Source organism: Streptomyces sp. NPDC004031 (genome assembly GCF_053604375.1).
In genome coordinates, this window is record NZ_JBSGHL010000015.1 from 42908 (window position 1) to 64517 (window position 21610).

Sequence of the window (21610 nt, forward strand, 5' to 3'; positions counted from 1 at the left end):
CAGGTGCGCCGCCAGGGACTCGAACCCCGGACCCGCTGATTAAGAGTCAGCTGCTCTAACCAACTGAGCTAGCGGCGCCTGCTGACGAGGAAGACATTAGCACCCCCCGCGGCGACCTGGGAAATCGATAAGGTTCAGGCGCTCCCGGGCACCCCGGCGAGCACCGGCGGGGCCTCCCTGCGGGCCTCCCGGACGGCCCGCAGACACGCCCACAGCAGCACGTCCGGGCCCGGCAGCCAGGGGTGGCGGGTGTCCGGCGCGACGACCCAGCGTGACATTCCCGGGCCCGGCTCCCGGTCCGCGGAAGCGGCCGGAAGGTCGTCCGGGGGCAGCGCCCGCACCGGCGGCACGGTCACCGCGTCGCCCACGCCGTGGCAGAGCATCGGCGGCACCGCGCCCGCCCACTCCTCCCAGCCGAGCAGGGCCGGCAGCCGCTGGGCCGTGCCCGGCGCGGCGAGCAGCAGCACCCGGCCGCGGTGCACGGCGACCGGGCCGCTGCCCGGACCCGCCGCCCACAGCTGCTCCAGCACCCGGCGGCCGAACAGCGGGGTGAGGTTGACCACGTCGAAGGCCTTGCCGCACGGCAGGACGCTCGGGGCGCCCGGCCGCGCCGACCACAGGGCCTCGACACTGCGCGGGAAAGCACTCGCGGAGGCCAGCCAGGCGGCGCCCTCCGGGGTGACACAGGCGGTGTGCCGGCGCCGCTGGGCCTCGGTGACTATGCCGACCACACTTCCCGCTGGGGTGTTCCGCTGCCATTCATCCATGTCATCTACAGGTACGCGCCCGACGGGCCCCGCCCCGGCGAATCGGCGGAACACGGGACAGCGGCGGACAGGAGGGGTACTCTTCCTTCCTCACACCGCGCGACTGACCCGTTACGGGGTGGTACCGCCGCCCGCGATCAGGGCCGCGCCCCACTCGGCCATCCTCCGCGCGTAGTCCTCCGACCAGCCCGCCTGCCGGGCGACCTCGTCGGCACCGAGCCGGTCGAAACGGCGCGGATCGGTGAGCTGCGCGGCCGCGATGGCCTGGAACTCCGCCGCCCGGTCGGCCGCGCTGCGGAAGGCCTGCTCCAGCTCGCTCGCACGGGCCAGCAACTCCTGCGGGTCGTCCATCGACTCCAGCTCGAAGAAGCGGTCGCCGCCCTCGTCGCCGCCGGGCGCCCCCGGCTCGAAGAGCAGCCGCGCGGGACGCCTGGGCCGCTCCACCCGGCCGTCCCGCCCGCCGTCGCCCTCCCGGCCCGAACTACCCTGCTGCTCCTCGGACATACGCTGACCTCCGCCGATCCGTTCCGGTTCCCGACCCTCCATTGTCCCGCGTGCGCCCTACCCACGAGCCCGGCCCCGTACGCCCGCCGGCCCCGCCCGCCGATCCGGGCCGCCCTCACGGCCGCCACGCCACCCGGTGCTCCGCCAGGTGCGCCAGCACCGCGTGGTTGGCCTCCCAGCCGTCGGGGAACTTCACCGTCACGCCGAGGCGGACCGGGTCGGAGGAGGGGTGTTCGTCGAGGAGGTCGGCGACGCCCGCGCGGCAGACGACGATGCAGGCGTGGCGGTGGCGGGAGGCCAGCACGCACAGGCGGCCGGTCTCCAGGTGGAAGGCGGTGGCGTCGGGGCGGCCGGACAGCGGGTGGAGGACGACGGTGACGTCGAACTCCCGGCCCTGGAGGCGGTTCGCGGTGTCCACCGCCACCCCGGACGGCCCCGCGGGCACGCCCACCGCGGCGAGCGCCGAGCGGACGGCCGCGGCCTGGTCGCGGTGCGCGGTGCCGACCGCGATCCGGTCGGCGGTCAGCGGCGCGGGGTCGGGGCCGCGCTCGGAGTACGTCAGGCCGCCGCGGTCCAGCAGCCGCCGGACGACCGCGGCGACCGCCCGTACCGCCTCCGGGTCGGTGCGCGGGGTGTGCCGGGCGGGCAGCTCCAGCAGGCCCCAGCCGGACTCCGCGGCCTCGTCCAGCACCCGGTCCGGCCCGCCGCCCTCCCCCGGCACCCCGAAGACCAGCCGCCGGTCGCCGTGGCCCGTGCCGCTGCGGAAGGGGGTGTACGGGTAGAACGCGCGGGAGACCAGCGGCGCCGCCGACGCGGGCAGCCGCCACGACACCGGCAGCCGGTGCTGCGGCAGGCCCGGGTTGTGGGCCAGCAGCGTCACGACCGCGCTCGCCGACGGATCCCAGCTCAGCCCCGCCCACTGCTCGGCGCCGACCACGCTGAAGGGGTCGAGCTGGCCCGGGTCGCCCACGAACAGGGCGCGCTCGAACAGGCCCGCGACCTGGAGCAGCGCGTCCGACCGCATCTGGTACGCCTCGTCCACGATGGCGTGCCGCCACGGCTCGACGTCCTTGACGTACGCCCACTTCGCCGCCGTCGCGATCACCACGGCCCGGTCGCGCAGCTCGGCGACCGAGGAGGACTTCGCGATCCCCGGGTGCCGGTCCAGCGACGGGTCCGGGGGCGAGTCCGCGCCGTGCAGGCGGCCCACGGCGAGATCGGGGTCGGCGCTCGCGAGACGGTCGGCGAGGTCGTCGACCTGCGCGTTCGTCTGCGCGACGATCATCAGCTGCTCACCGGACGCGGCCAGTTCGCGGGCCGCGCGCACCACGAGGGTGGACTTGCCCGCGCCCGGCGGGGAGTCCACGACCACCCCGCGGGCGGTGCCGCTCATGGTGCCGGCCAGGATCGCCGCGGTCGCCGCCGCGGCCTCCGCCCCCGGGTCGAAGCGGTCGGCGGTGGCGGCGCCACCGGAGCCCAGCGTCACAGGAAGTCCTCCGCGGTCACGGTGTCGGGGGCCTCGGCCGGCAGCGGCTGTTGCTGCTGCCCGCCCTGGCCCGGCGGCCCCCCGTGCGTCCAGGGCGTCGCCTCCGGCTCGGGCAGCGCGGGTCCGCCGCGCGGGTCGTGCGCGAAGAAGGTGAAGGTCACGCGGTCGCCGGGGGCGGGGACGGAGCCCTCGCGAGGCGTCTTCCCCGCGCCCATGCCGCCGGTGAGCCGCACGGTGACGAGCCACTCGGCGGGGGCGGGCCCGTCCGCCGGGTGCGCCTCCCCGGGGCGGGGGCCCGGCACGGGGTGCGTCGGAGTGACGGCCACCAGGTCCGCGGTCTGGGCGGACTTCGCGTCCGGGACCGCGCGGAAGGCCCGCGTCCCCGGTTCCGCCTGCGGGAAGTCGGCCGTCACGAGCGTCACCAGCGGGCGGGGCATGGGGCGGCGCCCTTCCGAGTACGCCATCTCCACCTCCCGCACCGTGCCAGTGAACGCCTCGCCCGACAGCCGCCGCGCCGCCATCACCAGCGGATCGTCGAGCGCCTCCTGCGCGTACAGGCGGGCCTGGGCCGTCTCCCGCCCGGCGAGCTTCTGCGCCGCCGTCACCGCGTCGTCCCGCCGGGGCTGCGGCGGCTCCCCCGCGCGCAGCCGGTCACGGTGGCCGGTGAAGGACCAGCGGTCCCGCTTCCACCGCTCCGCGACGTGCGCGCCCTCGGGAAGCGCCCGCAGCAGGTCCACCCCGCGCCAGACGTCCTCCCACGTCGGCCGCAGCTGCGAGGCGACCAGCCGGCGGACGTCCGCCTCCGCGACCCGCATCGGGCCCGTCGCGCCCGCGGCGCGCGCCGCGTCGTAGCGCTCCAGGGCGGGCGCGAGGACGCGGTTGTCGAACACCGGGTCCGTCGCGGGGCCCGCGGGCGGGCTGAACAGCAGGCCGTCCGCGCCCCGCCCGGTCTGCGCGCGGGCCGCCGCGGCCGGGCCGTCCAGCCCCTCGGGCGGGTCGATCCAGCCGAGCAGCGCGCCCAGGTGCTGGTCCTCCATCGCGCTCTGGCCCGTCGCCCAGTGCCGGGTGAGCAGATCCGTCATCGCGACGAGCAGCGCGCTGCCGGGCGTACGGGCCCGCTCCGCGTAATGCGTCAGCCACCGCCCCAGCAGCGGCACCGGGACCGGCACCGGGTGCGGGGCGTCGGCGTCCTCGACAGTGCGCAGATAGCGGGTCGAGCGGCCCATCAGCCGCACGTACTCCAGGGCCGCGCCGTTCGGCACGATCACCTGCGGGGCGTCCGCGCACACCTCGGTCTCTTCCCGGTTGCGCGTCGCCGGCTCCGTCTCGACGTCGTCCGCGTACGCGTCCACCACCGGCAGGACCGCGGCGGCGAGCCCCGCGAAGAACGCGAACCGCTGCTCGCGGTCGAGCGGCTGCGGGACGACCAGGAGCGTCGGCTCGGCGCGGTCGGTGCCCACCATGGCGCCCAGCGGTGCGCCCGCCTCGCCGGCGGTCGTGAGCGGGACGAGGACGATCGGGCTCTGTGACAGGTGGCGGTGCCGTGCCGTTGCGGCGGGGACCGCCCGGCCACATCCTGCGGCTTCCGCCCGCGCCAGCACATTCATGAGGCTCACGCGGCCTCCCCGCGCCGGGGCTGCCACCTGCGGTGGGGGCGTGCCTGCGGGTGCGCGGGGGCTTGCCTACCGGTGCGTGGGGGCTGAGCGCGCAGTTCTCCCCCAGGGCTTCGCCTGGGAGGTACCCCCACGCGCCCCCAGGTGATTGCCACTTGCGGTGCCATGTCGCCCGTCCCCCGGTGGGGGCTGAGCGCGCAGTTCCCCGCGCCCCTAAAAACGCTCGTCCCGCCACGCGACAGCACCCGCCTCCGGAGCGGAGTCCTCGCCTGACCGGTAGGAGGAGGCTTCCGCCCACCGCGCGGGGTCACACACCAGGGGCGCGACCAGCCACCCGCCAGGGGAAGATCGCGAACCCCACCGCAAGGGGCAGGACGAAGCGAATAGGGGCGCGGGGAACTGCGCGACCAGCCACCCACCGGGGGAAGGTCGCGGGCGACGCCGCACGAGGCAGCCCGGAGCGCGGCGCAGGCCAGCGGGCTCATGATGCCGCCTCGGTGAGGGCTTCCGCGCGGAGGGTGGCGGCGCGGCGGAGGGCGCGGACGGCGGGGTCGTCCGTGGGGGTGTCCGGCGGGGCGAGGGCGGCGGCGCGGACGGCCTCCAGCGTGGTGAGGGCTCCGAGGTCGGCGCGCAGGGCGCGGCCCAGCGCCTCGACGGAGTCCGCCGCGCGGGCCCGCTCCCGGCAGTGGAAGGCCAGTTCGCAACTGGACAGGCACTCGGGGGCGTACGCGGCGGGCACGGCTTCGACGGAGGCGGCGAGGTCGGGGCGGGGGGCGGCGGGGTCGAAGGTCGTGCCCTCGGGGAGCAGCGCCGCGATCTCCTCGATGCGGGTGAGGCGGGTCAGCTGCCGCCGGGTGACGGCGAGCTGCTTGCGGACGTCGACGCTGTCCGCGGTGGGGAGGTTGGAGAAGTCCTTGGGGCAGACGAGCAGGATGTCGCTGCGCGTGCGGCCGGGTTCGACCGCGTCGAGCGCGAGGACGTACACCGCGGCCTGCCGTGCGGCGGCGCCGACCTTCATCGCGTCGGCGGCGCCGTCCAGGATGGGGAAGGACTTGATCTCGACGACGGTCCAGACGCCGTCCGGGGCGACGGCCACCGCGTCGGGCTCCAGGAAGACCGTGGAGCCGGCGACGTCGAGGGCGAGCAGCGGGTGGTCCAGCAGCGTCCAGCGGCCGCGTGGGGCCTCGGCGAGGGCGATCCGGGTGCGGGCGGTGCGGCCCTCGGGTCCTGCCGCGGCGAGGTCGGGGACCTCGGCGCGTTCCCCGTCGGCGCCCAGCAGCCGCAGCAGTTCGGCGCAGCCGTCGGCCTTGACGCGGGCCTCGAAGGCGTGGCCGCGGGAGAAGGCGAAGCGGGACTGGCCGAAGCGGGCGGGCGCGCCCAGCGCTTCGGCGACGGCCCCCTTGTCGACGCCCGCGGCGTCCAGCAGGGAGCGGCGGCGGCAGCCGGGGTTGGCGGCGAGGGCGGCGAGCGCCCGCGCGTCGAGCGGCCGGGCGGCGGTGTCGGGGCCGCGCAGCACGGCCAGCCGCTCCCGCAGTGTGTGGTGCGTAGTGCTCACCCGCGCAAGTGTGGCACCCGGCTACGACAACCGGCCCCCGGCTCCGCCCGTCGCGCGGGTCGCGACACCGGCCGAGCGCCCCGGCCACGGACGACCGCACCCCCACCGAGCACCCCGACCACGGACGACCGCACCCTGCCGAGCGCCCCGGCCGCTGACGGCCGCGCCCCGCCGGCAGGGCGGAACACGGCGCGGGGCCCGCCGGACGGTGTCGTCCGGCGGGCCCCGCGGCACGCTCTTCCTATGCTCTGCTGGGCTCGCTGCGCCCCTGCGCCTGTGTGCCGTCCGGATCGGCGCCCGGGTCCGGACCCGGATCCGGGTCCGGGTCGGCGGCTGCTTCCGCGGGCTCGGCCGGCGGCTGCGCGGGCGTGGCCGGGCGCGGGGCCGGGACCTTCGCCGACGCGGCGGGCTCGGCGGTGGCAGCCACAGGGGCCGCGGCCGCCGCCGGGCGGAGCTTCGCGTGGTAGTGGTCGAGCAGCCGCAGCGCGGGCCTGGAGAGCAGGAAGCCGACGCCCATCGTGGCGACGCCCGCGGCCGCGTCCATGAGGTAGTGGTTGGCGGTGCCCATGACGACCATCGCAGTGGTCAGCGGGTAGAGCACGCCGAGGACGCGGACGAAGGTGTTGCGGCCGTAGCGGAAGAGCATGATGCCGCACCACAGCGACCAGCCGACGTGCAGGCTGGGCATGGCGGCGTACTCGTTGGTGAGGTGCCCGAGGCCGCGCGGGGCGCTCGCGTCGGTGCCCCACCAGCCGTAGCTGCCGTACTGGGCCATGGTGTCCATGAAGCCGTGCGCCCCGGGCAGCAGCCGGGGCGGCGCGGTGGGCACGGTCGTGAAGCCGACCAGGCCGATGAGCGTGGAGATCATCAGCCAGGTGCGGGCCTGCCGGTAGTGGGTGGGGCGGCGCAGCCAGAGCCAGACCAGGATCGTCGGGGTGACGATGTAGTGCATCGACGCGTACATGAAGTCCGCGGGGACGCCCAGGAAGGCGTGGTGCGTGAAGAGCCGGTTGAACCAGCGCTCGGGGTCGAGGTGGGTCAGCTGTTCGAAGTGCAGGATGTCCGCACCGTGCTCGACAGCGTCGTCCACGTCACCGCGCACCAGCAGACGCGCGCCGGAGTACAGCGCGTAGACCACGGCAATCAACGGCAGCTCGGTCCACCAGCGCAGCCTGCCGCGGTAGGCGGCAGCTCGCGGCGCGGCGGCGGTGATCGTCATTGCGGGCGTCTCTCCAGGTTCTCCGAAGGCCGCGGGCTGCGGTCATGGACTTGTGACGTACCCTCTACCGTACGACGTACGGTAAACCGTACGCACACCGCCCCGGCAAAAGCGATGAAACCCCGAGTTTATGCGGCGTTCAGCGCTCGTACGGTGTTCAACCACCCAGCGCGGGGGGTAAGCATGCACCGCGGAGGACGCGGTGAGGACGCTCCGGGTTGCCCTCCCCGCCCCGCGTGATCGCGAAGGACGTGAAACAGACAAGCCGATGTCCGCCACCCAGCCGGTCCGCCCCCCACGGCGCCGTGCCCCACGCAACTCGCTCAACCCCGACCGTATCCTCGATGCCGCGCTGACCCTGCTGGACCGCGACGGCGCCGAGGCCTTCACCATGCGCGGCCTCGCCCAGCAGCTCGGTGTCGGCACGATGGCCGTCTACTCGCACTTCCGGGGCAAGGACGAGATCAGTGACGCCGTGGCCCAGCGGCTGCTGGACACGATAGAGCTTCCGCAGGGGCGTTCCGGCGATCCGCGCAGTGAATTGCGCGAGGTGTGCCTCGGGGTATATCGGCTGTTCACCGATCATCCGTCCGCGCTGGAGCTGCTGGCCGGACGGCCGCTGCGCGGGGACGACGCGATCGGCCTGATCGACCGGATGCTCGCGCTGCTCCAGCAGGCCGGGCTCGGCCACGAGGACGCGGCCCACGCGCACGTGGCGCTCATGCAGTACACGGTCGGCTCCGCGCTGTGGAACACCCGGCGCTCGCGCGCGCTGGGCAAGGAGGGCGTACGCGAGCGGGTGCTGTCCACGATCGCGGCGCTGGACCCGGACACCTACCCGGCGCTGGTGGCCCTCGGGCCGGAGCTGCTGTGCGACCGCAACGAGGGCACCGCGCAGTACGAGTACGGGCTCGACGGCCTGCTCTGCGGCCTGCTCCCGCGCGCCCGGCGGGCCTGACCCCGTACCGGGGCGGTCCGGCCCCGCGGCCCCCGGCGGGCGCGCCGCGCGCGTCTGAGCGATGATGGGATTTTCCGTTCTTCGCACGACACGAGAGGCCGCACCGCATGGCTGCGCGCATCCTTCTGGTCCGCCACGGCCAGACGGAATGGTCCCTGTCCGGCCGCCACACCGGGCGTACCGACATCCCGCTGACCGACGAGGGGCGCCGCACCGCGCGGCTGCTCGGCGAGCGGCTCGCGGGCGCGCCCTGGCACGGCCTGCCCGGCACCGAGGTGCGCACCAGCCCGCTGGTGCGGGCGTCCGAGACGTGCGAGCTGGCGGGCTTCGGCGACGAGGCCAAGGAGTGGGACGCGCTCCTGGAGTGGCACTACGGCGACTACGAGGGCCTCAAGCCCGCCGAGATCCAGGCGCTGCGCCCGGGGTGGCTCATCTGGCGCGACGGCGTGCCGAACGGCGAGTCGCCCGACGACGTGGCCGCGCGCGTGGACGAGGTGATCGACCGGGTCCGCTCCGGCCACCACGACGTGCTGGTCTTCGCACACGGCCACGTGCTGCGGATGCTGGGCGCGCGCTGGCTCGGCCTGCCGCCGTCCTTCGGCGCCTCCCTGCGGCTGGAGCCCGCGTCGTTGTCGGTGCTGGGCTGGGCCTACGGGCAGCCCGCCGTCGAACGCTGGAACGACACCGGCCACTTGGGCTGAGAGCGCACGGTCCCGGCGGATCGGTCCGGGCTGCCGGGGGAACAGCGGCGGGACCGGGTAGCGTTCACAGGGCGGCGCAGCCGCGACCGACGGTCCGTATCCGATGGAGGCTTGATCATGGCAACCACCCGCACCGCTACCACCCAGTGGCAGGGCCCGCTGATGGGCGGCGCAGGCACCGTCTCGCTCGACTCGTCGGGCGTCGGCAAGTACGAGGTCTCCTGGCCCTCGCGCGCCGAGGAGGCCAACGGCAAGACCAGCCCCGAGGAGCTGATCGCCGCGGCCCACTCCTCCTGCTACTCGATGGCGCTCTCGCACGGCCTGGCCGGTGCGGGCACCCCGCCGGAGAGCGTGGAGACGCAGGCGAACGTCACCTTCCAGCCCGGTGAGGGCATCACCGGCATCGTGCTGAAGGTGCAGGCCCGCGTGCCCGGCCTGTCCGCCGAGGACTTCGCGGCCGCCGCGCAGAACGCCAAGGAGAACTGCCCGGTCAGCAAGGCGCTCGCGGGTGTGAACATCACCCTTGAGGCGGAACTGCTCGGCTGAGCGGCGCACTTCAGCGGCGGGTGACGCGTATCGTCCAGTCGCCCGCCGCGTCGCGCCGCTGCACCCGGAAGGTCACGCCGGACGCCTTGTCGGTGTACGCCTGGCCCGCGGTGAAGGGCGCGTCGTTCAGGGAGTTGAAGGCGCCGCTGCTGAAGTCGCAGGCGGAGGTGCCGGGATGGCCGTCGAGGACGGTGACCGGGCCCTTGCCGGAGTCGACGTCGGTGCGTACGCGGTAGGCGAGTATCCCCTGCCGGCAGGCGTCGTTGTCGTCGCCGACCGCGGCCCGCGCCTCCAGCACGAGGACCCGGGTCGGGCCGTACGGGACGACGACGGCCTTGCGCCCGCCGGGCACTTCCACGGGGCTGAGCGTGTACGTGTCCGCGCCGCGCGCGGTGACGCAGGAGATCTGCCGGTCGGTGAGCCAGCCGAGCCGCCACTTGTGCCAGGCGAAGAGGTCGCCCTGCAGGCCCCAGTCCAGGGACATGGTGTCCCACTGCCCGGCGAGCCGGTCGGTGCGCGGGAAGTCGTCGGCGGAGTAGAGGTCGGGCAGTCCGAAGGCGTGGCCGTTCTCGTGGCTGAGGACGCGTGAGCCGGACTGGTCGTGGCCGTATATCAGCGAGACCTTGTTCAGCTGGGCGCCGTCGTCGGTGGTCGCCGCCGAGGCGCCGGTCCAGGTGACCGACAGCACCGCCTCGTCGGCGGGCGGGCCCGCGTTGGGTGTGACCAGGACGTTGACCAGGTCGTAGCCGCGGAAATCTATGCTCTTGTCGGCGGCCCTGAGCAGGTCGCGCATCATCGCGGTGTGCGCGTCCCACCCGTAGCCGCGGCCTATCCCGTACGCGCTGAAGGGCCGCGGCATGCGTATCCAGCGCAGCACCGGGGTGGACTCGTAGTCGAGCCGGCCGTACGAGGCGGTGGCGTACCACTGCCTGACCGCCGGGAAGAACTCGGCGTAGCGCTCGGCCGCGCTGTACGGGGCGTGCGCGTCGGGGAAGTCGATCAGCAGGGTCAGGGCGCGCACGGTGCCGGTGGACGGGGCGAACTCCGCGTCCGGGCCGCGGGCCGTGGAGTCCGGGAAGCCCTCGGACATCGCCACGCCGGGCACAGCCCGCAGCGCGCACGGCCGGGCGGCGGGCGGGGAGGCGGGCAGCGCGGGCGGGCCGCCGCCGGCCGACACCGAACTCCCGACGGCGAGCATCCCCGCGGCCCCCAGCGCCGCGAGCCGCACCCCGCGGCGCAGCCCCCGCACGGCGGCCCCCCGCCCTCCGCCGGAGGGGCCGGGGCCGCCGGGGAGGCCCGGGAGGCCGGGGGCGTCAGGCATCGCGGGCGGCCTCCCCTGCGCCGGTCGCGCGCTGGGTGACCCTGACCGCCCAGTCGCCGTCCGGCTCGCGGCCGGTGACGGTCACCCGGACGCTGCCGTCGGGCAGCGCCCAGGACTCCCCCACCCCGAGCGGCGCGTCGGCCAGCGGCGGGTAGACGGAGGTGGCCGCGCACGCGGAGCTGCCCGGGTGGCCGTCGACGACGGTGACCGGCCCGTCGCCGGACTCGCGGTCCGCGCGCACCCGGTAGAGCAGCACGCCGGTGCGGCACGCGTCCGCGTCGTTGCCGGTACGCGTCCGGGCCTCGACCGCGAGCACGCTGTCCGGGCCGGTGCGCAGCACCAGCAGCCTGGTGCCGCCGCCGGGCGACTCGTCGGGGGCGAGGTCGTAGTAGGACGTGCCGGGGCCGGCGACGCAGCCGACCTGCTCGGGGCGCAGCCAGCCGAGCTTCCACTTGTGCCAGGCGAAGGGTTCGGGGGCCAGTCCGAACTGGCTGCCCATCAGGTCCCAGTCACCCACCTGGGTGTCCCAGTCGGCGGTGCTGCCGGCCGGCGGGCGGTCGTAGAGGTCGGGCAGGTCGAAGACGTGGCCGGTCTCGTGGGCGAGCACGTTGCGGTCGGGCGGGTGGCGCTCGAAGACGGTCACCAGCCGGGCGAGCGGGTTGCCGTCGAGGGTCACGGGGCGGGCGAGGTTGACGACCTTGGTGGCGTCGGAGTCCACGCCGGGCGCGTCCGGGTCGGCGACGAGGTAGACGACGTCGTAGCCGCGGAAGTCGACCGCCGGGTCGGCGACGGTCAGCGCGTCGCGGAGGTAGGCCGTGCGGTCGGCGGCGCGCCAGTCGCGGTTGATGCGGTACGCGGTGGCCGAGCGCGGCATCGTCAGCCAGCGGTCCTCGGTGTGCAGGTGCAGCCGGAAGCGCCCGCCGGAGGCCGCGGACCAGAACCGCGCGGTCGCCGGGTAGTGGTCGGCGGCCACCTGCGCCGGGGTGAGCGCGGGCGGGGAGTCGGGGAAGGACAGGAAGACCATGAGCGCGTTCACGTCGCCCTGCGCCCGGGGGTAGCCCGCGGGCGGGGTGCCCGCCTGGACGGCGCCCGCCGGATCCACCAGGCCCTCGGAGTGGTGGGCCGCGGTGCGCGGCAGCAGGCACGCGGCGACGGGCGCGGCGTGCGCGGCGGGTCCGGTGCCGAGCGTCCAGGCGACGATCGCGCCCAGCACGCACGACCCGGCGGCCAGCGCACGCGCCCCGCGCGGGCGCCCCGGCGCGTCCGCCGCGGCACGCGCGGAGCGGACGACGCCGCCGCCCGGCGTGTCGCCTGCCGGAATGCCTGACCGCCGCACATGGACCTCCGGGGAGGGTTCGTGGGCCCGTTCGGGACACCTCGTCCACTCTGCGGGGTTTTGCGGTGACATGCGGCGTTCGGCTGCGCCGGCCGGGTGGCGCACGGGGCCGCGCACGGGCCTCCGGAGCCGAACACCCGCACGGCGGGCGGCATTACGTTCCGTGACGGTGACGGGGAATCGGTCAGGACCGTCACCGATTCGCGCAGAAACGGTCGGTGCGCCGGAGCGCGTGCGGAGAATCACCACGGCGACGCTGGATCGCCCGCTCCGCCAGCCCATATGATCGCGTGCGAGACGAGCGCGACACGGGGAGCAGGCCATGGGCGGACCCGCGGGCGGCCCCGGCGTCGACCCCGACAGCACAGCACAGGTCATCACACAGAGTCACACGTCTGCCCCACGCCCACGCGGCACCGCAGCTCGCGACGAGGCCGAGCTGCGCGACTACCGGGCCGCCTTCGCCGTGGCGAGGGCCGCGATGGCGCTGGTCTCCCCCGAAGGCGACGTGCTCGCCGCCAACCCGGCGCTCGCCACCCTGCTGGGCGCCGCACCCGAGCGCCTGGCCGCCGTCGGCGCGGGCCCGCTGCTCGGCCTGGCGGGCGACCCGCACGCCCGAGCCGCCTTCCACGACGTGCTGACCGGCCGCCGCGACAAGCTGCGCTGCACCCGCCGCATCACCCGGCAGGACGACGGGGGCGCGCTGCTCGCCGAGATCACGCTGTCGCGCACCGGCGCCCGCCCGCTGCTGCTGACCGTCGAGGACATCGGCGAACGGGACGCGCTGCGCGAGCAGTTGCGGCATCTGCGGATGCACGACCCGGTCACCAGACTGCCCAACCGGGCACTGTTCTTCGAACGCCTCACCGACGCGTGCGACAGCGCGGCGGGCCGCGGCGCGGGGCGTATCGGCCTGTGCTACCTGGACCTCGACGGCTTCAAGGCCGTCAACGACACCCTCGGCCACCGGGTCGGCGACGAGCTGCTCGCCGCCGTCGCCCGCCGGCTCCAGGCCTGCGCCGAGCCCGGCGGGCACCTCGTGGCCCGGCTCGGCGGCGACGAGTTCGCGCTGCTGGTGCGCGACTCCACCGGCACCGGGCAGGCGACCGCGCTCGCCGAATCCGTCCTCACCGCCCTCCAGCAGCCCTTCGACATCGCCGGGCAGCGGCTCGCGGTGTCCGCGAGCATCGGCGTCGTCGAACGCGAGGCCCCCGGCAGCTCCGCCACCGGACTCATGCAGGCCGCCGACACCACGCTGTACTGGGCCAAGGCCGACGGCAAGGCCCGCTGGACGCTCTTCGACCCCGAGCGCAACGAACACCGGATGACCCGCCAGGCGCTCAGCCGCACCCTGCGGCAGGCCGTCGAGCGCGGCGAGTTCGTCCTCGACTACCAGCCGCTGATCGCCCTCGACACCGGCGAACTGCGCGGTGTCGAGGCACTGGTGCGGTGGGAGCACCCGCACTTCGGACGGCTGTCGCCGAACCGCTTCATCGGCCTGGCCGAGGAGGACGGCTCGATCGTCCAGCTCGGCCGCTGGGTGCTCGCCGAGGGCTGCCGGCAGGCGCGCGCCTGGCAGCTCGCCCACCCCGACGCCCCGCCCGCGGTCAGCGTCAACGTGGCGGTGCGCCAGATGTGGGACTCCGACCTGGTCGCCGACGTCGCCGCGATCCTCGACGAGACGGGCCTGCCGCCGCGGCTGCTCCAGCTGGAGCTGACCGAGTCCGCGCTCATGGGCTCCGCCGGGCGCCCGCTCCAGGCGCTGCACGCGCTGCACGAGATGGGCGTGCGCATCGTCATCGACGACTTCGGCACGGGCTACTCCAACCTCGCCTACCTCAGCCGGCTGCCCGTCTCCGCCCTCAAGCTCGACGGTTCCTTCGTGCAGGGCTTCCGCTCCGCCGAGCACCCCAACCCCGCGGACGAGACGATCGTCGAGGCCCTCGTCCAGCTCGCCCACCGCCTCGGCCTGACGGTGACGGCGGAGTGCGTGGAGAACGCGGAGCAGGCGGAGCGGCTCCGCCGTATCGGCTGCGACACGGGTCAGGGGTGGCACTACTCCCGGCCTGTCGCGCCGGAGGCGATCGCTCGGCTCATCCGCTAGCGGGGGCCGCTGCTGCGCAGGGCGGCAACCATCAGGGGCGCGTGGGGGTACCTCCCAGGCGAAGCTCTGGGGGAGAACTGCGCGACCGGCCACGGCGGCGGGAAGGTCGCGCGCCGCCGCGAGTGGCACCCCCGTGCGCCGCCGGGCACCCCGAAGGGGCCCGCATCCTCGGGGGGAGGGAGGACGCGGGCCCCGGGGTGGGGCCGACCGTTTTCCGGCCGGCCCCCGGAGGGATCAGCAGGAACCGAGGTCCTGCCAGACTCCCCATTCACCGGTCGTGCCGGGCTCCTCGTTGGTGGTCCACCACTTGGCCTGCCACTTGTGGCTCTTCCACGAGACCTGGTTGCCGCCGACGTAGACGGCCGAGGCCGACCAGGAGGGCAGGGTGCAGGTGCCGCCCGGCGGAGTGGTCGGGGGCGTGGTCGGAGGAGTGGTGGGCGGCGTCGTCGGCGGGGTCGTCGGCGGCGTCGTCGGCGGAGTGGTCGGCGGGGTGGTGGGCGGGGTCGTCGGGGACGAGCAGCCCGAGGCCGAGCCCTTCGTGGCCGCCACGATCTTGTTGAAGAGGGTGGCCGCCGGGTCCAGGTCGAGCAGCGAGTACATCATCGAGCCGGCGAGCCCGTGGCAGTGCGCGTAGTCCGCCTTGGCCTGGATGGCCTGGGCGCCGAGGCCGGTCCAGAACTCGTTGCCGTTGTAGAACCAGTTGGACTGCGTGGCCGGGTCGTAGAAGGTGTCGGCGGGGTTGTCGACGACGCCGGTCAGCTCCTTGTAGTACGCGGTGCCCGCGACCTGGCTGATGCCGCGCGCCTGGGACGGCCCGGAGGCCGACGAGTAGAGGCCGTGGTTGCTGCCCGCGCTCACGCCGGTCCACCCGCGGTAGTACGTCGGGTAGCCCATGGTGATCTTGTTCGCCGGGAAGCCGCCGGGGATGCCGTACGCCGAGTTGCCGCTCGTCCAGGCCGTGATGGCGTGGTCGACGCTGTACTTCTCGGTGCCCGGGGCGACCGGGGTGGAGGGGTCGCTCGGCGACTGGTACAGCGGGTCCTGGAAGTTGGTGGGCCCGGTGGCGTCCCAGGCGCCGTGCATGTCGTACGTCATGATGTTCGCGTAGTCGAGGTACTGGCCGATCTTGTCGGTCTCGATGTTCGCGATCTTGTCCTGGCCGGACGGCATCGCCGCGGTCAGCAGCATCTTCTTGCCGCCGTTGGCCGCGCCGTACGCGTCCAGCTCGGTGCGGAACTCCTGGGCCAGCTTGGTGAAGTTGGCCTTGTCGTTCGGGCTGTAGTGGTTGCCGACGTGGCCGTTGGGCGAGCCCGGGTACTCCCAGTCCAGGTCGAAGCCGTCGAAGATGTTCGCGGCCGCGCCGGTGCCGCCGTAGCCGCCCTGCACGGGGAGGTTGCCCTTGATGAACATGTCGATGCAGGAGCTGACCAGCTTCTTGCGGCTGGCGTCGGTCGCGGCGGCGTCCGAGAAGTACTTGGAGTAGGTCCAGCCGCCCAGCGAGATGACGATCTTCAGGTTCGGGTACTTCGCCTTGAGCTTCTTCAGCTGGTTGAAGTTGCCGACCAGCGGCTGGTTCCAGGTGTCGGCGACGCCGTCGACGCTGATGTCCGACCCGAAGGACTTCTGGTAGTCGGCGAAGGCGTCGCCCGCGCCGTCACCGGCGTTGGGGTTGCTCTCGTTCGTGGAGTCGGACGCCTTCGTGGCCTCGAAACAGGTGAGGTTCGTCGGGTCGATGTTCTCGAACGAGTAGTTGAGGATGTCGAGCTTGCCGGCGATGCCCTCGGTGTCGAGGTTCTTGGGGTAGAAGGCGTTGCCGTAGATGCTCCACTGGTCGTAGTAGGCGATGTTGACACCGCCACTCGACGCTGCCGCCGCCGCGGCGGGCTGGGCCGCCGTCGAGGACGACTCCGCCTGGGCGGTGCCGAGTCCGCCGACGAGCGCGGTGAGCGCGCCGAGGGCGAGCGCGGCGCTCGTGGCCGCGGCCACGAACGCTCTCTTCCTGGACTGCACAAGAACCTCCGGGGGGAGAGGGAGGAACAACAGGGGGCTGCGGGGTATGGATAGTCCCCTGATCAAGTGCACGTCAATGGTCTGAACCAAAGCCAGGACTAGACCAATTTCCGGCCCGGCGCGGCCCGTTGTCAGTTCACGACATGAGCAAAGCCGCTCGTCAGCCGGGTGACGAGCGGCTTTGACCCTGTGTGATGTTCAGCCCCGCGGTCGGTTCGGCGTTGGACCACCGGGTCGCGAGTTACCGGCAATTAACTCGCGGAGACGTCTTTGGGGAACCCGTACGCGTCCGCGATGAGGTCGTACGAGCGCAGCCGGACGTCCGGTGTGTGCGCGTTCGCGGTGATCACCAGCTCGTCCGCACCGGTCCGCGCGACCAGCTCGTCCAGCCCGGTGCGCACCGTCTGCGGGTCGCCGTGGATGACGTTGCCGGTCCAGGACGACAGGAACTCCTCCTCCGCGGGGCTGAACGGATACGCCGCCGCCTCCTCCGGCGTCGGGGTCAGCCCCGGCCGGCCCATCCGCAGCCGCAGCATCCCCAGCGCGCCGGCCATCACCTGGCGGCGGGCCTCCTCCGGATCCTCGGTCGCCAGCGCCGACACCCCGATCGAGGCGTACGGGCGGTCCAGCACCTCCGAGGGCCGGAAGGACTCGCGGTAGAGCGCGAGCGCCGGGATGGTGTTGTGCGCGGAGAAGTGGTGCGCGAAGGAGAACGGCAGCCCCAGCGCCCCGGCCAGCTGGGCGCTGAAACCGGACGAGCCCAGCAGCCAGATGCTCGGCCGGTCCGGCGACTGCACCCCGCCCTCCGCGCTGCCCTGCACCGGGCCGGGCACCGCGTGGATCCGGGAGAAGCGGTGGCCGGGCGGGAAGTCGTCGTCCAGGAACCGGGTCAGCTCGGCGAGCTGCTGCGGGAAGTCGTCCGCGCCCTCGTGCAGGCCCTCGGTACGGCGCAGCGCCGCCGCCGTCGCCCCGTCCGTGCCGGGCGCGCGGCCCAGGCCCAGGTCGATCCGCCCGGGGGCGAGCGCCTCCAGGGTGCCGAACTGCTCGGCGATGACCAGCGGCGCGTGGTTGGGCAGCATCACCCCGCCCGAGCCCAGCCGCAGCGTGCGGGTGTGGGCCGCCAGGTGGGCCAGGATGACCGCGGGCGAGGAACTGGCCACACCCGGCATCGAGTGGTGCTCGGCCACCCACATCCGGTGGTAGCCGCGCGTCTCCGCGGTCCGGGCGATCTCCACGCTGGTGCGCAGCGCGTCGCCGGCCGTGAGCCCGGCCCCGACCCCCAGGAGGTCCAGCACCGACAGCGGTACGGGCGCGCTGCCGCGGACCACCCCGCGGATCCCGTGCCCGGCGGGGCGCCGCTCCCGCCGCCCGCCACCGCCCGTACGGCCGTCCGTCCCGCCGTTCCTACCGCCGTCCGCTCGGGCCTGCTCGTCACCCACGGCCGATGCCTCCTCGTTGCTCCTGCGTGCCGCTCGTGGCACTCGGCCCGCGCGCGCCGGGCGCGCGGAATGCTCCGGAAAAGGACAACCGGAGTGACCGCGGGGTTGTTCCCGGCCGGAAATCGCTGCATCCGGAAATCGGGCAATGCCGTCGGCATATGCCAGACAGGCCCCTTCCTGCATATACGGCTGCGGTCACGGGAAGAACGCGCCAACCTCCTCTTCCCATAACGGCTTTGGGGCTATCGTGGAAACCGGTCGGACTGCCGGCTCCACCCACATCCGGGCACGAGCCGTGACCAGCAGCGACGACCGGGACGCAAACGGTCACACCTGCAGGGGGCTACCGTGGCGCTTGAGCACCGACAGACCGCGCCGGTCTACGCGGTCCAGCACGCCTTGCGCGTACTGGAAGCCGTCGACGCGCACCGGCACGGCGTCACCGCCGACCAGCTCGCCAAGGAGATCGGGGTACCCGTCGCGTACCTCGGCCAGCTCCTCGCCATGCTGCGACGCGAGCGTTATCTCGGATTTCTGCCCGGCGGCGGCTACGTCGTCGGCGAGTCCCTGGTGCTGCTCGGCGCGGCCAACCACGACGACGCCCTCGCCGAAAAACTCCAGGCCATTCTCGTCGAGCTGCGCGACGAGGTCGGCGCGGCGGTCTATTTCAGCCGTTACGACGACGGCGAGGTCAACATCATCGACTTCGCGGCCGGTCCCGACGCCCCCAAGGTCAACGAGTGGGTCGACTTCCGCTCGGCCGCCCACGCCAGCGCCGTCGGCAAGTGCCTGCTCGCCCAGCTCGACCACAACGGGCGGCTGGAACACCTCTCCCGGCACCGCCCCGCCCGCCTCACCTCCCGCACCGAGATCGACGACCGCGCGCTGCTCACCAAACTGGAGCGGCAGCCCGCGAGCGTCCCCACGCTCGACCTCCAGGAGTACGCGGTCGGCACGGTGTGCGCGGCGATCCCGGTCACCATAGGCAAGACGGTGGCGTGCCTGGCCCTGTCGATGCCGCTCGCCAAGGCCCACCGGCTGCGCCCCGCCGTCGACACCCTCAACGAGCGGGCCGCGCCCGTCCTGCTCTCCATGAGCATCTGAGCCGCGCCCGCGGGTCCCCCGGAAGAGTGGTCATCGGCACCCCTCCGGAGGACGTATAGTTGTCCTCGTTGCGCCGCTAGCTCAGTTGGTTAGAGCAGCTGACTCTTAATCAGCGGGTCCGGGGTTCGAGTCCCTGGCGGCGCACCACCGAGGCCCGTACGCACTGCGTACGGGCCTCTTTCCCGTACCCGGCTCAGGCCCAGTGGGCGGGACGGGCCAGGCCGTCCGGAAGGCGGGTCGCCGCGTCACCGGCCGCCCCGCCGAGCTGGGTGGCGGTCACGAACAGCGCGCCGCGCAGATCCGCCGCCCGCAGATCCGCGCCCCGCACGTCCGCGCCGATCAGATCCGCGGACCGCAGGTCCGCACCCCGCAGATCCGCGCCCACCAGCAGGGCCCCGCGCAATTCCGCGCCGCGCAGATCGGCGCGGCGCAGCCTCGCCCCCGCGAGGTCGGCGCCGCCCAGCGCGCGGGCCCGCGGAAAACGCGCGCGGGCCAGCGCGGACGCCTCCCGCAGCACCGGCACGACCCGGGCCCGCTCGGCGGCCACGTCCAGCGCGAGCAGCTCGTCCGCGCCGCCCAGGCTCAGCGCCTCGACCCGCTCCGCCGCCGCCGCGGCCGCCGGGTGCAGCCGCTCGGCCGCGGGCAGCGCCCGCACATCCGCGAGGTAGCGCAGCAGCTCGTGCAGCTGCCGCACGACCGGCAGCACCGCGAACATCGCCCGGCCACCGTCGGCGGCGTCGCGCCAGTCGCGCCCGCCGAAGGTGTGCCGGGAGATCTTCTGGCCCGCACCGAAGCAGTCGTACGCGGTGCAGCCCGCGTAGCCGCGGTCGCGCAGCCGGTCGTGGATGCCGCACCTGTGCGAGCCGTCGAGGTGTTCGCACGCCTCGCCGGGTGCCTTGTCCCGCGGGAAGTCCGCGGAGCGCGTGAAGGCGAGGGCGACGCAGCACAGCCCGAAGCACTTTGCGCAATCCGCGCGCAGATCCCCGACGTCCACGTCCAGCCCCTCTCGTCACCCGCCCCCTATGGTGCCGCACCCCCCGCGGTGCCGCGCCCACCGCGGGTGCCGCACCCTCCGCGGGTGCCGCGCCCACCCTCCGGGCTGCCCCCTCCCGCGTCCCGGGACCTTCCCCCCGGTGGGGGCTTGTCGCGCAGTTCCCCGCGCCCCTAAAAACGCTCGCCCTCGTCCCGCAAGAGGCACCCCCCGCAGGGGGAAGCGCCCGAAGGGCTCGCGCTTGCGGCGCGGGGCAACAAACCAGGGGCGCGGGGGGGGACCCCCAGGCGAAGCTCTGGGGGAGAACGGCGCGACAAGCCCACCGCCGGGGGAAGGTCGCGCGTGCCACCGCAAGGGGCAGCCCGGGGCGCTCCCCCGGTTACGCGCCCGGCAAGGCGCTGGGCTTCAGCGGCGTGTAGAGCCACGTCGTGAAGAAGGTGCCGAGGTCGCGGCCGGAGAGCCGCTCCGCGAGGGCGCGGAATTCGGCGATCGTGCCGTTGCCGTAGCGGTGCTGCGCGGGCCATGCGCGCAGGAGGGCGCGGAACGCGGGGTCGCCGATCGTCGTGCGGAGGGCCTGGATGGCGACGGCGCCGCGGTCGTACACCGCGTCGTCGAACTGCTTGTCCGGCCCCGGGTCGCCCGGCTTCACCGTCCAGAAGGGGTCGTCGGCCGGGTAGGAGTCGTACGTCTGGCGGGCGGCCTGCTGGGTCGTGGGGCCGCCCTGGTGCTCGGCCCACAGCCAGCTGCCGTAGGTGGCGAAGCCCTCGTTGAGCCAGATGTCGGACCACCGCTCCAGCGAGACGTCGTCGCCCCACCACTGGTGGGACAGCTCGTGCGCGACGGTGCCGTTGCCGTCGGCGGTGGCGAAGACGGAGGGGCTGTAGAAGACGCGGGTCTGCGCTTCGAGGGAGAAGTGCGAGGGGACGTCGGGGACGTAGCCGCCGGCCGCGTCGAAGGGGTAGGGCCCGAACCAGGTGCTGAGGAAGTCGATGATGTCGGCGGTCTGCTCGACGCCCTTGCGGGCGTTCGCCGCGGTGGTGGCGGGCAGCGCGGTGCTGTAGGCGTTGATGACGGGCACGCCGGTGCGGGTGCGGCTGTGGGTGATGTCGAAGTGGCCGACGGCGAGCGTGGCGAGGTAGGTGGCCTGGGGGGCGTCCTGCCGCCAGTGGTAGCCGGTCCAGCCGCCCGCGGTGTGCTGGGAGACGAGCAGGCCGTTGCTGATGGCCTGCTCGCCCTCGGGGACGCGCACGGTCACGTCGTAGGTGGCCTTGTCCAACGGGTGGTCGTTGCTGGGGAACCACCACCAGGCCGATTCGGGTTCGTTGGCGGCGACCCCGCCGTCGGCGGTGCGCTGCCAGGACGTGAAGCCGTAGCGCTGCACGCCGGAGGGCACGCCGGTGTACGTGACGGTGACGGTGAAGGGGCGGCCGCGCGGCAGGGTGCGGTCGGGGGTGACGACGAGTTCCTGCTCGCCGCTGGTCGCGAAGTGCGCGGGGCGGCCGTCGACGGTGACCTTGCCGACGGTGAGGGCGAAGTCGAGGTCGAAGGAGGTGAGGCCCTGCGTGGCGGTGGCCCGGATGGTGGCGGTGCCGGACAGGGTGTCGGTCGCGGGCTGGTAGCGCAGGTCGAGGTCGTAGTGGGAGACGTCGTAGCCGCCGTTTCCGTACGTGGGGTAGTACGGGTCGCCGATGCCGGGGGCGCCGGGTCCGGCGGACGCGGCGGACGCGGGGATCACCAGCAGGTAGCCGAGTACGGCGGCGGTGGCGGTCGCGAGCAGACTCTTTCGCACCGAGTGTCCTCCCGTGCGGGACGTGATGGGCTGACAGGGACACGTCGACCGTAGGGAGCCGACCCCGCTCCCGGCCACCCCATCGCCCCCATCTGTCGCAGAAACTTCACCCGGCGCAACACATGACGCCCCGTCGGGCCCGGATGACATGCCGTCACCCGCGCGGG

General features: G+C 74.2%; 17 protein-coding genes and 2 tRNA genes. 6 read left to right on the forward strand and 13 right to left on the reverse strand.

The features are described 5' to 3' along the window. Positions 1-4: 4 nt before the first annotated feature. The 7 genes from ACWERV_RS12330 to ACWERV_RS12360 form a co-directional block, all read right to left on the reverse strand. Positions 5-78: transfer RNA gene (locus tag ACWERV_RS12330), tRNA-Lys, on the reverse strand. 56 nt (positions 79-134) lie between these two features. Further along, complete coding sequence (locus ACWERV_RS12335; RefSeq protein ID WP_452931914.1) at positions 135-767, reverse strand: bifunctional DNA primase/polymerase; 633 nt, start codon at positions 765-767, stop codon at positions 135-137. Positions 768-878: 111 nt separating this feature from the next. Next, positions 879-1271, reverse strand: a complete 393-nt coding sequence (locus tag ACWERV_RS12340) for a hypothetical protein (RefSeq protein ID WP_452931917.1) — start codon at positions 1269-1271, stop codon at positions 879-881. 115 nt (positions 1272-1386) lie between these two features. Next, a complete protein-coding gene (locus ACWERV_RS12345) occupies positions 1387-2757 on the reverse strand; it encodes an AAA family ATPase (RefSeq protein ID WP_452931920.1) in 1371 nt (456 codons plus the stop codon). Further along, positions 2754-4373, reverse strand: coding sequence for a hypothetical protein (locus tag ACWERV_RS12350; protein ID WP_452931922.1), 1620 nt, complete (start codon positions 4371-4373; stop codon positions 2754-2756). The genes ACWERV_RS12345 and ACWERV_RS12350 overlap by 4 nt, the downstream gene beginning before the upstream one ends. A 478-nt stretch (positions 4374-4851) precedes the next feature. Then, complete coding sequence (locus tag ACWERV_RS12355) at positions 4852-5925, reverse strand: hypothetical protein (protein WP_452931925.1); 1074 nt, start codon at positions 5923-5925, stop codon at positions 4852-4854. 241 nt (positions 5926-6166) lie between these two features. After that, positions 6167-7144, reverse strand: coding sequence for a phosphatase PAP2 family protein (locus tag ACWERV_RS12360; RefSeq protein ID WP_452931928.1), 978 nt, complete (start codon positions 7142-7144; stop codon positions 6167-6169). Positions 7145-7412: 268 nt separating this feature from the next. Between ACWERV_RS12360 and ACWERV_RS12365 the strand changes: the two genes are divergently transcribed. From ACWERV_RS12365 to ACWERV_RS12375, 3 genes are all read left to right on the forward strand, one after another. After that, positions 7413-8102, forward strand: coding sequence for a TetR/AcrR family transcriptional regulator (locus ACWERV_RS12365; protein ID WP_452931931.1), 690 nt, complete (start codon positions 7413-7415; stop codon positions 8100-8102). A gap of 107 nt (positions 8103-8209) precedes the next feature. Further along, a complete protein-coding gene (locus ACWERV_RS12370; protein WP_398181253.1) occupies positions 8210-8803 on the forward strand; it encodes a histidine phosphatase family protein in 594 nt (197 codons plus the stop codon). Positions 8804-8920: 117 nt separating this feature from the next. Next, positions 8921-9349: an OsmC family protein gene (locus tag ACWERV_RS12375; RefSeq protein ID WP_452931934.1), complete on the forward strand. Its 429-nt coding sequence runs from the start codon at positions 8921-8923 to the stop codon at positions 9347-9349. A 10-nt stretch (positions 9350-9359) separates the two neighbouring features. On the opposite strand, the gene ACWERV_RS12380 is transcribed toward ACWERV_RS12375, so the two are convergent. Both ACWERV_RS12380 and ACWERV_RS12385 read right to left on the reverse strand, forming a co-directional pair. Further along, positions 9360-10670: a M6 family metalloprotease domain-containing protein gene (locus ACWERV_RS12380; RefSeq protein WP_452931937.1), complete on the reverse strand. Its 1311-nt coding sequence runs from the start codon at positions 10668-10670 to the stop codon at positions 9360-9362. Further along, positions 10663-11991: a M6 family metalloprotease domain-containing protein gene (locus ACWERV_RS12385; protein ID WP_452932092.1), complete on the reverse strand. Its 1329-nt coding sequence runs from the start codon at positions 11989-11991 to the stop codon at positions 10663-10665. Before ACWERV_RS12385 ends, ACWERV_RS12380 begins: the two co-directional genes overlap by 8 nt. A gap of 337 nt (positions 11992-12328) precedes the next feature. Between ACWERV_RS12385 and ACWERV_RS12390 the strand changes: the two genes are divergently transcribed. Next, on the forward strand, positions 12329-14110 hold the full coding sequence (locus ACWERV_RS12390) for a putative bifunctional diguanylate cyclase/phosphodiesterase (RefSeq protein WP_452931940.1): 1782 nt from the start codon (positions 12329-12331) through the stop codon (positions 14108-14110). A 234-nt stretch (positions 14111-14344) separates the two neighbouring features. Here the strand turns inward: ACWERV_RS12390 and ACWERV_RS12395 are convergent, their stop codons facing one another. Together ACWERV_RS12395 and ACWERV_RS12400 are read right to left on the reverse strand one after the other, a co-directional pair. After that, positions 14345-16096, reverse strand: coding sequence for a glycosyl hydrolase family 18 protein (locus ACWERV_RS12395; RefSeq protein WP_452931943.1), 1752 nt, complete (start codon positions 16094-16096; stop codon positions 14345-14347). Positions 16097-16371: 275 nt separating this feature from the next. Next, a complete protein-coding gene (locus ACWERV_RS12400; RefSeq protein ID WP_452932095.1) occupies positions 16372-17457 on the reverse strand; it encodes an LLM class flavin-dependent oxidoreductase in 1086 nt (361 codons plus the stop codon). 450 nt (positions 17458-17907) lie between these two features. Between ACWERV_RS12400 and ACWERV_RS12405 the strand changes: the two genes are divergently transcribed. Continuing rightward, the gene (locus tag ACWERV_RS12405) at positions 17908-18663 is read left to right on the forward strand and encodes an IclR family transcriptional regulator (RefSeq protein ID WP_452931946.1); all 756 of its coding nucleotides are present in this window, start codon (positions 17908-17910) and stop codon (positions 18661-18663) included. A 70-nt stretch (positions 18664-18733) separates the two neighbouring features. Continuing rightward, positions 18734-18810 (forward strand) — tRNA-Lys (locus ACWERV_RS12410). A gap of 46 nt (positions 18811-18856) precedes the next feature. Here ACWERV_RS12410 and ACWERV_RS12415 read toward each other — a convergent pair. Next, positions 18857-19657, reverse strand: a complete 801-nt coding sequence (locus tag ACWERV_RS12415) for a pentapeptide repeat-containing protein (protein WP_452931949.1) — start codon at positions 19655-19657, stop codon at positions 18857-18859. 376 nt (positions 19658-20033) lie between these two features. Further along, a complete protein-coding gene (locus ACWERV_RS12420) occupies positions 20034-21443 on the reverse strand; it encodes a M1 family metallopeptidase (RefSeq protein ID WP_398181231.1) in 1410 nt (469 codons plus the stop codon). Positions 21444-21610 lie beyond the last annotated feature (167 nt).

Coding starts and splice junctions, on each gene's coding strand:
- ACWERV_RS12365 (WP_452931931.1), top strand. CDS start 7,413: ATGTCCGCCACCCAGCCGGTCCGCCCCCCACGGCGCCGTGCCCCACGC.
- ACWERV_RS12340 (WP_452931917.1), bottom strand. CDS start 1,271: ATGTCCGAGGAGCAGCAGGGTAGTTCGGGCCGGGAGGGCGACGGCGGG.
- ACWERV_RS12390 (WP_452931940.1), top strand. CDS start 12,329: ATGGGCGGACCCGCGGGCGGCCCCGGCGTCGACCCCGACAGCACAGCA.
- ACWERV_RS12360 (WP_452931928.1), bottom strand. CDS start 7,144: ATGACGATCACCGCCGCCGCGCCGCGAGCTGCCGCCTACCGCGGCAGG.
- ACWERV_RS12375 (WP_452931934.1), top strand. CDS start 8,921: ATGGCAACCACCCGCACCGCTACCACCCAGTGGCAGGGCCCGCTGATG.
- ACWERV_RS12380 (WP_452931937.1), bottom strand. CDS start 10,670: ATGCCTGACGCCCCCGGCCTCCCGGGCCTCCCCGGCGGCCCCGGCCCC.
- ACWERV_RS12335 (WP_452931914.1), bottom strand. CDS start 767: ATGGATGAATGGCAGCGGAACACCCCAGCGGGAAGTGTGGTCGGCATA.
- ACWERV_RS12370 (WP_398181253.1), top strand. CDS start 8,210: ATGGCTGCGCGCATCCTTCTGGTCCGCCACGGCCAGACGGAATGGTCC.